This window comes from Sorangium sp. So ce367, from assembly GCF_051520455.1.
Lineage (GTDB): Bacteria > Myxococcota_A > Polyangia > Polyangiales > Polyangiaceae > Sorangium > Sorangium cellulosum_B.
In genome coordinates, this window is the sequence record NZ_CP150334.1 from 1,022,155 (window position 1) to 1,037,004 (window position 14,850).

At 70.5% G+C, this 14,850-nt stretch carries 11 protein-coding genes; 8 read left to right on the forward strand and 3 right to left on the reverse strand.

Going from position 1 to position 14,850, the window contains the following annotated elements:
* Window positions 1-312 precede the first annotated feature (312 nt).
* From WME97_RS03905 to WME97_RS03915, 3 genes are read left to right on the forward strand one after another with little or no spacing between them, the layout of a single operon-like run.
* Window positions 313-1,671: an ABC transporter substrate-binding protein gene (locus tag WME97_RS03905; RefSeq protein ID WP_437549615.1), complete on the forward strand. Its 1,359-nt coding sequence runs from the start codon at window positions 313-315 to the stop codon at window positions 1,669-1,671.
* Window positions 1,671-2,675: a carbohydrate ABC transporter permease gene (locus WME97_RS03910; RefSeq protein ID WP_437549616.1), complete on the forward strand. Its 1,005-nt coding sequence runs from the start codon at window positions 1,671-1,673 to the stop codon at window positions 2,673-2,675. Before WME97_RS03905 ends, WME97_RS03910 begins: the two co-directional genes overlap by 1 nt.
* Window positions 2,668-3,510, forward strand: coding sequence for a carbohydrate ABC transporter permease (locus WME97_RS03915; RefSeq protein ID WP_437549617.1), 843 nt, complete (start codon window positions 2,668-2,670; stop codon window positions 3,508-3,510). The genes WME97_RS03910 and WME97_RS03915 overlap by 8 nt, the downstream gene beginning before the upstream one ends.
* Window positions 3,511-3,768: 258 nt before the next feature.
* On the opposite strand, the gene WME97_RS03920 is transcribed toward WME97_RS03915, so the two are convergent.
* Window positions 3,769-4,854 (reverse strand): STAS domain-containing protein, encoded by a 1,086-nt coding sequence (locus WME97_RS03920; RefSeq protein ID WP_437549618.1) that lies wholly within the window; start codon window positions 4,852-4,854, stop codon window positions 3,769-3,771.
* 318 nt (window positions 4,855-5,172) lie between these two features.
* Between WME97_RS03920 and WME97_RS03925 the strand changes: the two genes are divergently transcribed.
* Entirely contained in the window at window positions 5,173-6,057 is an 885-nt protein-coding gene (locus WME97_RS03925; protein WP_437549619.1) for a transglutaminase-like domain-containing protein, read from the forward strand.
* A gap of 54 nt (window positions 6,058-6,111) precedes the next feature.
* Here WME97_RS03925 and WME97_RS03930 read toward each other — a convergent pair whose 3' ends face one another.
* A complete protein-coding gene (locus tag WME97_RS03930) occupies window positions 6,112-7,482 on the reverse strand; it encodes a glycoside hydrolase family 15 protein (protein ID WP_437549620.1) in 1,371 nt (456 codons plus the stop codon).
* A gap of 412 nt (window positions 7,483-7,894) precedes the next feature.
* Here WME97_RS03930 and WME97_RS03935 point away from each other — a divergent pair, with 412 nt between their 5' ends.
* Together WME97_RS03935 and WME97_RS03940 are read left to right on the forward strand one after the other, a co-directional pair.
* Window positions 7,895-8,797, forward strand: a complete 903-nt coding sequence (locus tag WME97_RS03935; RefSeq protein ID WP_437549621.1) for a LysR family transcriptional regulator — start codon at window positions 7,895-7,897, stop codon at window positions 8,795-8,797.
* A gap of 97 nt (window positions 8,798-8,894) precedes the next feature.
* Entirely contained in the window at window positions 8,895-9,317 is a 423-nt protein-coding gene (locus WME97_RS03940) for a DoxX family protein (RefSeq protein ID WP_437549622.1), read from the forward strand.
* Between the two features lie 58 nt (window positions 9,318-9,375).
* Here WME97_RS03940 and WME97_RS03945 read toward each other — a convergent pair whose 3' ends face one another.
* Window positions 9,376-11,151: a CotH kinase family protein gene (locus WME97_RS03945; RefSeq protein ID WP_437549623.1), complete on the reverse strand. Its 1,776-nt coding sequence runs from the start codon at window positions 11,149-11,151 to the stop codon at window positions 9,376-9,378.
* A gap of 568 nt (window positions 11,152-11,719) precedes the next feature.
* Here WME97_RS03945 and hcp point away from each other — a divergent pair.
* Both hcp and WME97_RS03955 read left to right on the forward strand, forming a co-directional pair.
* Window positions 11,720-13,021 (forward strand): hydroxylamine reductase, encoded by a 1,302-nt coding sequence (hcp, locus tag WME97_RS03950; RefSeq protein WP_437555302.1) that lies wholly within the window; start codon window positions 11,720-11,722, stop codon window positions 13,019-13,021.
* A 76-nt stretch (window positions 13,022-13,097) separates the two neighbouring features.
* On the forward strand, window positions 13,098-14,780 hold the full coding sequence (locus WME97_RS03955; RefSeq protein WP_437549624.1) for a delta-60 repeat domain-containing protein: 1,683 nt from the start codon (window positions 13,098-13,100) through the stop codon (window positions 14,778-14,780).
* Window positions 14,781-14,850: the final 70 nt, after the last annotated feature.

Sequence of the window (14,850 nt, forward strand, 5' to 3'; positions counted from 1 at the left end):
TCGCACGAGCCAGGGGCCGGAGGCGAGCCGGAGGAGCGCCGCCCGCCCCCGCGGCTCGCCGCGCCGGCGACGGCGCCCCGCCGCCTCGCCGCCTCGCCGCCTCGATGGCCGCGATCCCGGGTCGGGCGGGGTGGGACGCCCGCTCACGGCCATTGACTCTGAACCGATTAAGTGCTCTGCTCGCGCGCGCTTCTTGCAGGTCGTGGGGCACGTCCTGCGCCCGGCGCTGGAGGTGGTTTGCGCCGGTAGCCTGCCCGGGCTCGCGCGGCCCGAGCGACGGGGTGTGAATCTTCAGTGGGAGGAGGGGTCACCGTGACGTCACGCACGATCGAGGCCGTAGCCGCATTCGCCCTGTTCGCCGTCGGAGCCGCCGCGTGCGGCAAGAGCGGGGGAGACGCGCCGTCTCCCTCGCCGTCAGGGTCGGCCGCGTCGGCTTCGCCGGCGTCCGATCCGGTGACGCTGTCGTACTGGGCGAGCAATCAGGCGCCCAGCGTGGAAGAGGACAACAAGGTCCTGCTGCCCGAGCTCGCCAAGTTCGAGAAGCAGACCGGGATCAAGGTCAAGCTCGAGGTCATCCCCTGGTCGGATCTGCTCAACCGGATCCTGGGCGCCACGTCGAGCGGCAAGGGCCCCGACGTCCTCAACATCGGCAACTCGTGGTCTGCGTCGCTGCAAGCCACCGGAGCGTTCCTGCCGTTCGACGACGCCGCGCTCGCCAGGATCGGCGGCAAGGACCGGTTCATCCCGGCGAGCATGTCGGCCACCGGCGCGCCGGGCCAGCCCCCCATGTCGGTGCCGCTCTACGGGCTCGCTTACGGGCTCTTCTACAACAAGAAGATGTTCGCCGACGCCGGGATCGACAAGCCGCCGGCGACGTGGGCGGAGCTCGTCGCGGTCGCGACCAAGCTCACGGACCCGAAGAGCGGCCGTTACGGCCTCGCCATCATGGGCGCGAGCTACACCGAGAACGCGCACTTCGCGTTCATGTTCGGCCGGCAGCACGGCGCCAGGATCTTCGACGGCAAGCAGCCTCGGTTCGACGACCCGGAGATGGTCGCCGGCGTCAAGCAGTACGTGGACCTGCTCGGCGTCCACAAGGTCGTGAACCCGAGCGACGCCGAGTACGCCAACGACCCGCAGATCCTGAGGGCGTTCACCTCCGGCAAGGCGGCGATGCTCATGATCCAGAGTTATGCCCAGGCGCCGATCGAGCAGAACGGCATGGCCCGAGACGCCTACGGCGTTGCGCCGATCCCGCTGCCCGACCCGCTGCCCGGGAGCGGCAAGCGCGTGAACAGCCACGTGGCCGGCATCAACATCGCCGTCTTCGAGGACACCAGGAACAGGGACGCTGCGCTGAAGTTCGTCCAGTTCATGACGAGCCCCGAGGAGCAGAGGATCCTGAACGGCGCGTTCGGCAGCCTGCCGGTCGTGACGGAGGCCTACGCCGACGAGCGGTTCAGGAGCGCCAACACCCAGGTCTTCCAGAAGGTGCTGGCCGAGACGGCGGAGTCGATGCCGATGATCGAGGAGACAGCGCAGTTCGAGACGCTCGTGGGCACCGCGATGAGGGATCTGTTCGCCGAGGCCGCCTCGGGCAAGGCGGTCGACGAGGCGGCGATCCGCGCCAAGCTGACCAGGGCCAACCAGCAGATGGCGAGCGGCAAGTAATGGGCGAGGGCGGCGCGGGAGGCGCAGGCGGGGAGGCGCCGCGCCTCGCCGGGGCGGCCCCGCCGGCGACCGGCGCCGCGCGGCGGCGCGCGGCCTCGCCGGCGCGCTGGCCACGGGTGTTCCCGTACGTCCTCTTGCTGCCCGCGCTCGTCGCCGAGCTCGCCGTTCACATCGTCCCGATGCTGGTCGGCGCGTGGATGAGCTTCCTCCAGCTCACGCAGCGGTTCATCCGCAACTGGCTGAGGGCGCCGCCGGCGGGGCTCTCCAACTACCGCACGGCGTTCGACTTCGGCTCTCCGATAGGCGGTGAACTCCTTCGCTCCTTCTTCATCACGGTCGCCGTCAGCGTCCTCGTGGTCTCGGGCTCGTGGCTCCTCGGGACGGCCGCCGCGGTCGCGTTGCAGAAGCCGTTCCGCGGCCGCGCCGCGCTGAGGACGCTGTTCCTTGTGCCGTTCGCCATGCCGATCTTCACAGGCGTCATCACGTGGAGCTTCATGCTGCAGCGCGACACGGGCATCGTGAACACGGTCCTCGTCGATCAGCTCCGCCTCCTGGACGAGCGGCCGTTCTGGCTGCTCGGCGGGAACAGCTTCCTGAGCCTCGTGGTCGTGGCGATCTGGCGGACGTGGCCGTTCGCGTTCTTGACGGTGACGGCGGGCCTCCAGGCGATCCCGGCGGATCTCTACGAGGCGGCGAGCGTCGATGGGGCCGGCCCGTGGACGCGGTTCCGGTCGATCACGCTCCCGATGCTCCGGCCGGTGAACCAGGTGCTGCTGCTCGTCCTCTTCCTGTGGAGCTTCAACGATTTCACGACGCCCTACACGCTCTTCGGGCGGGCGGCACCGCCGGAGGCCGACGTGATCGCGATCCACGTCTATCAGGCGTCCTTCATCACGTGGAACTTCGGGCTGGGATCGGCGATGTCGATGCTCCTCGTGGCCTTCTTGCTCGTCGTCACGACAGGCTACCTGCTCGTCACCGGCAGGGGGGCGCGCCATGCGTGAGGCCGCGTGGGTCGCGTGGCTGCGGCGCGGCGTGCTCGCGGGGCTCGCGGCCTTCACCGTCGCGCCGCTGTACGTGATGCTGATCTCGGCGCTCAAGCCGCTCCGGGACGTCCAGGGGCCCTTCACCTGGGTGCCGACGGAGGTCACGCTCCAGCCGTTCATCGACATGTGGCGGACCGTGCCGCTCGCGCGCTACTTCGTGAACAGCGCCGTGGTCGCGGCCGCCTCGACGGTGTTCTCGGTGGCGCTGGCGATCCTCGCCGGCTATGCGGTGAGCCGTTACCGCTTCTGGGGCCGGCGCGCGTTCCTCACGACCGTGCTGTCGACGCAGATGTTCCCCGGGATCCTGTTCCTGCTCCCGCTCTTTCTGCTCTTCGTCTCGATCGAGAGGGCCACCGGCCTCGCGCTGCACGGCACGCGGCTCGGCCTGATCCTCACGTACCTGACGTTCTCGCTGCCGTTCTCGATCTGGCTTATCGCCGGGTATTTCGACACCATCCCGCGCGAGCTGGACGAGGCCGCGCTCGTGGACGGCGCCGGGCCGCTCACCGCGCTCCTCCGCGTGGTGCTCCCGGCGGCCAAGCCGGGCGTGGTCGCGGTCGCGATCTACGCCTTCATGACCGCGTGGGGAGAGGTGCTGTTCGCCTCGGTGCTCACGGGCGACGAGGGGCGGACGCTCGCCGTGGGGCTTCAGGGGTACGCGACCCAGTCGAACATCTACTGGAACCAGGTGATGGCCGCCTCGGTGGTCGTCAGCGTGCCTGTGGTGGCCGGGTTCCTGCTGCTCCAGCGCTACCTCGTCCAGGGCCTCACAGCGGGCGCGGTGAAGACCTGACCGGTCGGGACGGGGGGTGTCGCCTCGGGCTGGGATACTGGTCGAATTTGGACAGGGAGGCGGGGAGAAAAAACTTAGTAAATCTCCCCGTCTCCCCGTCTCCCTGTGATCTTTCTCGGGCAAAGTTGACCACCACCCGGCCTCGAGGGGAACGCCCGGGCGCAGGCGACGGCGCCGCTGCGAGCGCTCGATGGCTTCATGCTGGACAGCAGGGCATAGGTCCGCCCGCTGCGCTGTTTGCTGTGGCCGGGCGTGCGCTCACCGCTTGCGAAACGGAGCCTCTCCACGAGGTAGCGCCGCCGGCCGATGCGCCTCTCCACCGGGCAGCGCCGCCGGTCGATGCGCCTCTCCACGGGGCAGCGCCGCCGGCCGATGCGCCGCTCCCCGTTCGCCTCGCTCGGGCGCGTGCGCCGCGACGGTCGTGCTCCGCTGCGCCGCGAACGCGGCGCTCCGCTGCGCCGCCCCACGGGGCGCGGCGAGGGCCCGGGTCAGCCCCTCGGCCAGCGTCGCCGCGGTGTCGAGGCCGCCGAGGTCGATGCCGAGCTCGACAAGCGTCTGCGCGAGCGCGGGCGAGACGCCCACCAGCGTGCAGGACGCGCCGAGCAGCCGCGCTGCGGACGCCGCCCCGACGAGCTGCGCGGCGGCCCGGGCGTCGAGCGCCGGCACGCCGGTGATGTCGAGCAGCACCTGCGCCGCCTGCTGCGCGGCGATCGCCTCGAGCAGGCGCTCCAGGAGCGCGCTGGCCCGCGCGTCGTCGATCATGCCCACGATGGGGAGGCAGAGCACGCCGTCCGCGACGCGGATCACCGGGACGCTCATCGCCTGGATCGCGTCCCGCTGCGCCGCGATCACCCGCACCGTCTCTTCGAGCTCCCGGTTCCGCGCCTCCAGCGACGCCTGGAGCGCCCGCTGCTCCTCGATCAGGGCCTCGTATTTGTGCTGGATCTCGGCCGCCTCCGGGACGGCGAACTGGAACAGCACGCCCTCGAAGCCGTCCCCGGCGTCGCGCACCGGCACGCCGAAGGAGCAGACCCACACCGCTCCGCCCTTCTTGCCCGTGAGCTCCTCGACAAGGTCGGTGTCGTAGCTGATCGGCGGGATCGCGACCTCCTCGCCGCGAAAGAACCGCTCGACGTGCGGCATGATCCCGTTCTCGGCGAGCTGCCGGTCCTCCAGCATGTTGTAGTTCAGTTGCAAGAACTCCTCGGCTGAGGCCCGCCAGAGCGCTTCCCAGCCGGCGTTGACGGCGTGGGTCCTGCCGACGGGCTGGTGGATCGACACGCTGAGGCAGCGCGCCGCCATCAGCGCGCGCCATCTGCCTGCGTCCGCCCGCAGCGATTCCATCTCCTGCTCCATCGCCTCCAGGCGGCGAGCCAGCTGAGCGCTATCGTCGTCCCCCTCGTGTCCCATATGCCCGAGTGTTCCCCGAGCGGCGCCGGGCTGTCCAGCGCCGCACCGGGCGAGCGGGCGGATAGCGCACGCCCCGCGGCTCCTCTCCCGCGGATCAGCCCCTCTTTAGCGAGGGGACGGCCGGCGAGGGCGCCATCGGTCTTTGCTAGCTTCGAGGACGCAAATGAAGGCGAAATACATCCCGCTTTCATCTAGACCTCTCCGGGCAGACGACACCCTTCCCCTTACGGCCTACCTCGTGGAGAACGAACGATGACGACCACCCGAGAGATCCTCGATTTCTACACGCGCCCCGCTCCCATGACGTCCGGCGGCGCGCACGCGCCCCGGTTCGACGAGCTGCCGGGCGACGTGGCCTCGCTCGTGCGCGTCGTGCAGGGCCTCTTGCTGCACGTGCACTGGGCGCAGGCCTATGGCGTGGAGCTCTCGGACGAGCGCCGCGCCGAGTCCCACCTCCGCCCGACGGACCGCAGGCTAGATCGCCTCTTTGCCCACGACGAGCGGCCGCTCCCCGCCGCCCGGCCGCTCGACACGCGCCTCGTCGGCTCCTGCCGTGACTTCACGGTGCTCCTGGTCGCCTTTCTGCGCGCCAAGGGGATCCCTGCCCGCGCCCGCTGCGGCTTCGGCGGTTATTTCCACGCCGGCGACTTCGTGGACCACTGGGTCTGCGAGCACTGGAACGCCGCCGAGGAGCGCTGGGTCCTCGTCGACGCGCAGATCGACGACGTTCAGCGGGCGGCGCTGAAACCCGATTTCGATGTGCTCGACGTGCCGCGCCGCCGCTTCGTGGTGGCGGGCGACGCCTGGGCGCAGTGCCGCGCCGGGGAGGCCGATCCGTCGAAGTTCGGGATGTTCGACATGCGCGGGCTCTGGTTCATCAGCGGCAACGTCCTGCGCGATCTCGCGGCGCTCAACAACATGGAGATGCTGCCGTGGGACGACTGGGGTCCGATGATCGGACCCGACGAGCCGCTGCGGGACGATCAGCTCGCGCTGTTCGACCGGCTCGCGGCGATCACCCGCTCACCCGACGCGCGCTTCGCCGAGCTGCGCCAGCTCTACGAGGGCGACGAGCGCCTGCGGGTGCCGGCGGTCGTCTTCAACGCCGTGCTCAACCGTCAGGACGCGCTGACCTGACCTGCGTCGAGCCTCGCCGCCGGGCACCTCTCGCACGAGCGCGCCGCGCTCCGGCTAGCCGTGGCGGCTCGGAAAATCGCCCACGGCGGCCTCGCGCGCCCTGACCGCGCTCCGGAAGGTCGCGTAACTCCAGCTCAGATCGCTCACGCTGCATTCGTACCCGTTGTCGCGATCGAACTGCTCGCTCAGCTGGAGGCGATCGGAGTGGTAGATCACCGCCTCGAGCATCCTGTCGCCCGCGTCGATCAGCTTCGCCGCGATGTCCGGATCGGCGGGATCGATGACGCCCACCTGCGCGAAGAACTTCTGCGTCGTGGCGTTCACGAGCACGGCGCCGGGGGAGCTCTTGATCTTCGCCGCGAGCATGAAGTAGAGCTCCGCGAAGTTGCACGTCGTGAGCGCCCACGGGTGACCGGCGTCCGGACCGTGATCCGACAGGTTGCCGTCGTACGTGTCCTCAGGGTACCGCCCGATCATCGGCCCCCTGCTCCGAGGCAGCGCCCGATCGGCGTCGTTGATGCGGTACCGCCGGTCGCCCTGGGTGAACGCCTCGCGCACCAGCGCGGCCGTCGAGAGCAGCACCGGGTCCGCGCAGTTCGTGGAGCCGTAGACGGCCGACATGACGACATCCACGTTGAGCGTCGCTCCCCTGCCTTCGACGGGCCTGCCGTTCGGCCCCGTGATGGACGCGTAGTACGGCTGCCCTTCGTACGTGCCCTGGTGCGTCGCCATCTGGCTGCCCAGCCACTCTGCGGCCGCCCACATGTCGTTGATGTACGGAGAGAGCCCGTGCTCGTCGGCGCGGCTGATCAGCGAGAGGAACGCCTTTCGCTGCACGGAGCGGGCATAGAAGCTGAACCCGGCCGTCTCCTCCCAGAGGTTGTGTGTCTGCTCCTTGTAGGCCGAGAGGAGGTACCGGGTGTCCTTCTCGATGATGGACCTGGCCGTGGCGAGCGCCTGCAGCGAGAGCCGATCCTCGATGGCGAGGAGGGACAGGATGCGGTGCGCCGGGCCATCGGTCTGCGAGGTCCAGTTGTCGCGCACGGTGCCGTCGATGTGGAAGCACGCCAGCGCGAACCTGCTCGCTCGCTCGGCGTTCTCCTGGCACAGCGCCGAGAACATCGTGTAATCCTCGCAGATTGTCCGCGCCGTGAAGACCGGGTTGTCGAGCGCCTCCGGAATGCAGATGGCCGCGTCCCGGATCCAGTGGTGCACATAGTCCTGGTCGGTCTGACCCCTGTCGTCCGGCAGGGACGGGGACGCGAGCACGCACCCCTTGACGGACTGCATCGCGCCCTTGCTGAAGACCCAGGTCCCCGTCGCGATGTTCCGCAGGAGGAGCACCTGCATGTACTTGCTGATCGCGTCGAACGATACGGACGAGACGTCGACGCTGGTGCTCAGGTAACCGAATGAACTGGCCATGGGACCCCCTCTCTCTCGTGGTTGGTTCCTTTATAGCGGGGCGCCGATCCGTGCGCTACGCGCGATCGCGGCGCCGTGGTGTGGGAGGCCCTGCTCGAACGCCGTCGTGTTGCTATCCCTTCGCATGGCGGGGCACAGGGCTTGCCCCTGTCGTGCAGGGATCCCGCGCGGAGCGACGCCACGACCGGCGGCGCCGGCGCGTCGAGAGCAGGCGTACGGCGGTCGCGCGCCGCGTCACGCGGCCAGCGGAGCGTCGCGGCGTCGTCGCCTGGTCTCCTCTGAACGTCGCGCTCCGCGAGGAGGCCCCGGCCGCCCGCCGCGCGGCGCCGCGTTGGCCGGGCCGTGGCGGGCGGCGCCGATCCCGGGATGTTCGCTGTTGCGAACAATCCGCCCCGCCGCGCACAGTGGGCGCATGGTCGACCCGCTCTTCGACGATCTGCCCGCCCTGCTGTGCTTCGCGCGCGTCGTGGAGCGCCGCTCGTTCACGGCGGCCGCGGCGGAGCTCGGGGTGTCGAAGTCGATGGTGAGCACCCGGGTCGCGCGCCTGGAGGAACGCCTCGGCGAGCGCCTGCTCGTTCGCACCACGCGAAAGCTCACCGTCACGGACGCCGGCATGAACCTCTATGCGCGCTGCGCGCGCGTGCTCGAGGAGGCCGCCGCCGCGGTGCGGGGCGCGTCCGACGCCGACCGGGGCCGCATCCGGCTCAACGCGCCGGTCAGCTTCGCGCAGATGTACCTGGCGGAGCCGCTCGCGCGGTTCCTCCGGGCGAGCCCGGGCGCGCACGTCGAGCTCATGCTGAACGACCGGCTCGTCGACCTGGTGGAGGAGCGCGTCGACCTGGCCATCCGGATCACGAAGCTCAAGGACTCGAGCCTCGTCGCGCGCCAGCTCGCCACGACGGCGCTGCACGTGGTCGGCGCGCCTGCGTACCTCGAGCGGCGGGGGCGGCCCGAGCAGCCGGGGGATCTCCTGCACCACGACTGCCTGCGCTACGTCCACCTGCGCGTCGAGGACGAGTGGCGCTTCTACGGGGCCGGCGGGCGCATCTCCGTCCCCGTCTCCGGCCCGCTGACGGCGAGCAACGGGACGGCGCTCCGCGAGGCGGCCGTGTCCGGGATCGGCCTCGCGGTGCTGCCGCGCTTCATGGTCGACGAGGAGCTCGCGGCCGGGCGCCTGGTCACGCTGCTCGACGCGTTCGCGCCCCGGCCCATGGGCATCTACGCGGTGCACGCCGCCGGCCGGCGCCCGCCCGCGCGGGTGCGGCGGCTCATCGAGCACCTGGCGGCCGCGTTCCGCGGGATCTCGTGGGCGTAGCGGCAGATCGTTCTCCCCGGAGAACAATTCGTTCCCGGGCGCGCTCTACCGTGGCGCGGCGCCGGGGCTTACTGCTTGGGTCATGGAGGCATCACCCATGAACCGTGTCGAAACGATCCTCTCCGTTCCCCGCTCGGCCGAGCTGGCCGCGCTGATGTTGCGCCTCGGGCTGGGCGCCGTGTTCCTGGCGCACGCGCTCGCCAAGCCGCTCGTGTTCACGTTGCCGGGCACCGTCGCGTTCTTCGCGGCGAGCGGCTTCCCCGGCTGGACGGCGTATCCCGTGTTTCTCGCCGAGCTGATCGGCGGCGCGGCGCTCCTCGCCGGGCTCAGGACGCGCCTTGTCTCGCTCCTGCTGCTGCCGGTGATGATCGGCGCGCTGCTCGTGCACCTGCCGAACGGCTGGATGTTCGCCGGCCAGGGGGGCGGCTGGGAGTACGTCGCCTTCCTGATGATCGCGCTCGGCGCGCAGGCCCTCCTCGGCGACGGCGCGTTCTCCGTGAGCCGGCTGCAGCGCGGCTAGCGCCTCGCCGCGCACGGTCGAGGAGGGCCGCGCGATCTGCGCGGCGGCCCGCGCCGCGTCACGGCAAGTTGGCGTCCATCCAGGCGAGCCGGGCCCGCAGGAAGTCGCGCATGCTCTGCAGCTGCCCCTCCCACGTCGGCGCGGTGGGGCCGCCGAGGAAACCCTCGCTCGACTCGATGATGCTCGACACCGGCCACTTGGCGAAGTCGCGGACCACGGCCTGCGAGAGCGGCGCGCTCAGCTGGTTCATGCGCTCCTCGATCGCGGCCTCGGACAGGTGCGTCTGGCGAAGGGCCGTGTAGCGCGCCTTCACCTGTGCCATGAAGCTCGGATCCGCGGTGAGCTTCTGGTACCAGTTGTTGACGTTCCTCGTGCCGCTGAAGCGCCAGCCGGTGTCGTTCTCCGATTGCGGCGTCGCGCTCTGGGCGCCCACCCCGCCGAGCGCGAAGTTGTAATCCCACAGCGGCCCGGCCTTGAGCTTCTGATCGCGATCCTTGAAGTAATAGGCGCTCCGCACGTACGCGTCCACGTTGAGCGTCAGCTCGCTGATGATCAGGTAATCGATGAACGACGGCACGTCGATGTACGACGCGTAATCGCCGATCGGCGTCTGGTGGATGCTGTCGTGGAACTGCTGGATGTACTGCGTCAGCCAGGTCGCCTGCTCGTCATTCAGGGGATCGGGATCCACGACCTCGAGATCGATCCAGCACGTGCCGCCCTCGTCGGGACGGGGACCGCCGCCGCCGAAGCTGAACGACGGGAGGGGATCCGACCCGGTGCAGGCGAGCTTCGGCTCCTCGGCGGCCGCCTGGTCGAACTTGAAGATGTAGCCGCCGCTGATGTCCGGCAGTGCCCGGTCCGTCTCCTTGAGCTCCTTGAGATCGGTGCGGACCTTGTTGTTCTTGATGGTCTCGGAGATCCAGTAGATGCCCTGGTAATCCGCCTCGCCGACGACGCGCGCGTCGTAGTTCAGATAGACCTCGGCTAGCTCGACCCGTGGCGCCTGGAGGCCCATGTCGCGGCCGAGGCTGTAGGTGAACGGATTGCGGATCAACGTGCGGTCGTAGTAGGGAGGGATCAGCGCCCAGTCCGAGTCGGCGGGCATGCCCAGCACCGGGTAGTCGAGGTCCTTGTCGTCGTTGTCCCACAGCTCGAGCTTGTACGGTGTTTGCGGGAAGTTCCGCGACGACTGACCGCGCACGTGGTACCCGCCGCGCATCGCCAGCGTGGGCAGCGACGCGATCGACGCGACGCCGTTGACCGGCTCCCAGACCATCACCGCCGCGTCGAAGTAGACCTCCTTGTCCGTCGGCTTGCCCATGCCGTAACCGTCCATGATCACGATGGGAAGATCGGAGGTCGCGTCGAAGGTGCGCGCGATGTAGAGGCCTGTGCTCGCCGCGCCGCTCGCGGCGCCTCCCACGAACGCCTGCGCGCGGACCTGCGTCGTGACGGTGAGGGTCACGGGCTCGCCCGTGTACAACGTGGAGGATGCGGTCGGCAGCAGCCCGTCCAGCGTGTAGCGGATCTCGGCCCCCTCGATGGGGGTGGACATCCCCACCTGGATCTGATCCCTGAACGTCTGGCTGGGCGTGGAGAACGACACCTCCCCGGTCAGGGAGGGGGGAGGCGCCGCGGTGCCGTCGCCGTTGCCCCCGCCGTTGCCGTTGCCCCCGCCGTTGCCGTTGCCCCCGCCGTCGCCGTTGCCCCCGCCGTTGCCGTTGCCGCCGTTGCCGTCGCCAGCCGGTGCCTGGCCGCAGGCAACGCTCAGCGAGATCAGGGCGAGCGAGATGGAACGGTGAAACCGGGCAAAGCGCCCTCGTTTGACCATGACATGATTTTCCACTGCGACCTCATTCAGAGTTCAAGGATCCTCCATTCTACTGGCACACAGGGCTGCAGCGCTATCCGTTTCGGGCGCGGCGACTCGAGCGGCCTCGTGTCCCTCGGCGGGGAGCAGCTCACATCTTGTAAAACGTCGCGTGTGAACGTGGATCATGGGGTAACGGCAGCGCCAGCTGGGATTGGAATGGCGGCATGGTCGCGTGGGCAGGTCGACCTCGCCGCCGAGACGCTTCGTCTCCCTGAGCTGAACAGGATCAGCGCACGTCAGGCGCGTCCCTGGCGAGCGGCGCAATCTCTCTTCGAGCCGCTCTCGCGCACCGTTTGCACCCCTACGCCATGATTGCGCCTCGGCCGCCGCGGGGCAGCGCCGGACAGCCCGGCCTTGTCCCCTTCTGGCCTCCCGGGATCCGGGGCGAGCCGCCGGCACGATCGTTGATTGGCCTCGTGGCCGCCGAGGACGCGCCCTGCGCGGCCGCGCTGCGGCCCACGCGCGCTCTCCGGCCGGCGCCCGCGCAGCGCGCGTGGGCCCACAACCCTCGAGGTCCGTCATGACCATGTTCTGCAACCAGTGCGAGCAAGCATCCCACGGGACCGGGTGCACCACGGCCGGCGTCTGCGGCAAGGACGAGGACGTGCAGTCGCTCCAGGAGCTCTTGATCTACGGCCTGAAGGGCGTCGCCGCCTACGCGCACCACGCGCGAAAGCTCGGCATGCGCGACGAGCGGGTGAACGGCTTCCTCGAGGAGGCGCTCTTCTCCACGTTGACCAACGTGAGCTTCGACCCGGAGGCGCTCCTCGAGCTCTGCCTGGAGTGCGGCCAGGTGAACCTCCTCGTGATGAGGATGCTCGACGAGGGCCACCGCATGCGCTTCGGCGAGCCGCAGCCGGCGATGGTCCGGGAAGGCACCCTCGCGGGGCCGGGGATCCTCGTCTCGGGGCACGATCTCTCGGACCTCGCCGAGCTGCTCCGGCAGTGCGAGGGGACGGGCGTGAGGGTGTACACCCACGGCGAGATGCTGCCGGCGCACGCGTATCCGGAGCTCGCGGGCCATCCGAACCTCGTCGGCCATTACGGCTCCGCGTGGCAGCACCAGAAGGCCGAGTTCCTGGCGTTCTCTGGGCCGATCCTGATGACCTCGAACTGCGTGCTCATCCCGAAGGAGGCCTATCGCGATCGCCTGTTCACCGCCGGCGTCACCGCGGTGCCCGGCGGCCGGCGCGTGCGCGGCGGCGACTTCTCCGAGCTCATCCGGGCGGCCCTCGCGAGCCCGCCGCTGCCCGACCACTTCGTCCGTGAGACCGAGGTCGGCTACCACCACGAGGCGATCCTCGCGCACGCTGGGGCCATCGTGGAGGCGGTGAAGGCCGGGAAGATCAGCCGGTTCTTCCTGATCGGCGGCTGCGACGGCCCCGAGGCGGCGCGCAGCTACTTCACGGACTACGCCGCGCAGACGCCCCGGGACTCGTTCATTCTGACGCTGGGTTGCGGCAAGTACCGTATTCGCAACCAGGACCACGGCACCCACCTCGGCCTGCCGCGGCTGCTCGACATGGGGCAGTGCAACGACGCCTATGGCGCCCTCCGCGTGGCGGGCGCGCTCGCCCAGGCGCTCGGCTGCGGGGTGAACCAGCTGCCGCTCACGCTGGTGATCTCGTGGCTCGAGCAGAAGGCCGTGGCGGTGCTCCTCACCCTGCTCAGCCTGGGTGTGAAGGGCATCGTGCTCGGGCCGCGCCTGCCGGCGTTCCTCACGCCCAACGTGCTGCGGCTGCTGCAGCAGCGCTACGATCTTCGGCTGACCGGCAGGGCGCCGTCGATGGACCTGCTGCAGCTCCACCGGGCGCCCGCGAGCGCCTGAGCGCCTGAGCGCGGGCTGGCCCGCGATGCGGCCGCCGTCTCGACGTCGTCCCGCGGGTGACCTAGCCTGGCGGGCCGTGAACAGCACAACCCATCGAAGAACCGCCGCCCTGGCCCGCGCGGCGCTCCTGGGGGGCGCCGCGGCGCTCCTCGGCTGCGAGGCGCTCCTCGGCATCGAGGACGTGTCGCTCGACCCGGGCGCCGGCGGCGGCGCCTCGTCGTCCTCGTCCCCCTCTGGTTCCGGCGGGGGGACGGCCGACGGAGGCGGCGGGCAGGGGGGCCAGGCCGAGGGCGACTTCACGTTCGCGATCCTGGCGGACTCGGTCGATGTCCCTTACAACGGCGTCAACCACGTCCACGTCGCGATCACCCGCATCGGCGGCTTCGATGAGCCGGTCGTGGTCGACGTGCAGGCGGCGCCCGCCGGCCTCGTCGCGGATCCGATCACCATCCCGCCCGGCAGCAGCGCGGGCAGGCTGGAGGTCGGCGCCTCCGGCGCGCTCACGCTGGGCACGGCGTTCGACCTCGACCTCATCGCCACCTCCGGCCGGACGACGCGCACCGACAGCGCGCGCGCCGTGGTCACGGGCAAGCCCGGCACGCTCGACGAGAGCTTCGGCGCGGCGGGCATCACCTCGTGGAACCTCGCCTCGGACGGCGGAGGGCTCCACGACATCCGGGAGGCGGCGTCGGGGCAGATCCTGACGGCCGGCAACAGCGTCAGCGGCGTCGGCGCGTCGAAGCTCGAGGGCTTCCGCCTGCTCCGCGACGGCGCGCTCGACCCCGCGTTCGCGGGCGGCCGCGTGACGAGCAGCTTCTGCAATTGCACGAAATACCAGGAGCTCCGCGGCATCACGCGCCTCATCAACGGCGCCGTCTTCCTCGCCGGCTACGCCAGCGGGGAGGCCACCGACGACATCGCCTTCCTGCGCTACCGGGACAACGGGACGCAGGACAACATCGACTCGGCCAACACGGGCAAGGGCCTGATCGATCTCGGCGGCGACGAGCACGTGGCGGCCATGGATCTGTCGGCCTCCGAGCAGCTCTACGTGACCGGCGAGCGCGATGGGCAGCTGTTCGTCGCGGCGATCAACCCGACGTACGGCTACCTCGACAACAAGTTCGCCACGGTGGGGTGGATCGCGCCGCTTGGCGTCGGCCCGAGCGCGGGCACGGCGCTGGCGGCACGTCCGGACGGCTCGGTGCTGGTGGCCGGCTGGGCGGAGCAGGGCGGCGACCGGGACATCGTGCTGGTGTCGCTCGCCGCGAACGGCGCGGTCAGCGGGCTGGGGCAGCTGACGGTCACGAGGCCCGGTCAGCAGGAGCCGGTGGCCGTGGTCGTCCAGCCCAATGGCAGCGTCCTCGTGGGCGCCCGGAGCACCGAGGCGGGGTCGAGCGACTTCCTCGTGGTGAGCATCGACGCCGACGGCCGGCTCGACCCGACCTTCGGGGAGGACGGCTTCGCGCTGGCCGGCCTTGAGGGCGGGGACGCGGTCGACATGGCGCTCCAGCCCGACGGCCGCATCGTGGTCGCCGGCAACGTGGGGCCGCGCGAGGCCAACCAGCCCACCCTCGCGCGCTTCCTGCCGGACGGCGGGCTCGATCCGACGTTCGGCGACAAGGGCGTTCAGGCGCTCTTCCTCGGCGAAGAGGATTTCGTGCAGTCGATGACGCTCTCGACCGACGGCAAGCTGCTCGTGTCCGGCATCCGGCAGACGTTTCCCACCCACGGCCTCGTCGCGCGGCTCTGGAACTGAGCGAAGCGCCCCGTCAGGGGGCCAGTCGGGCGCGGGCCTGCGCCGGCACGACGCAGGCCCCCCGACTCCG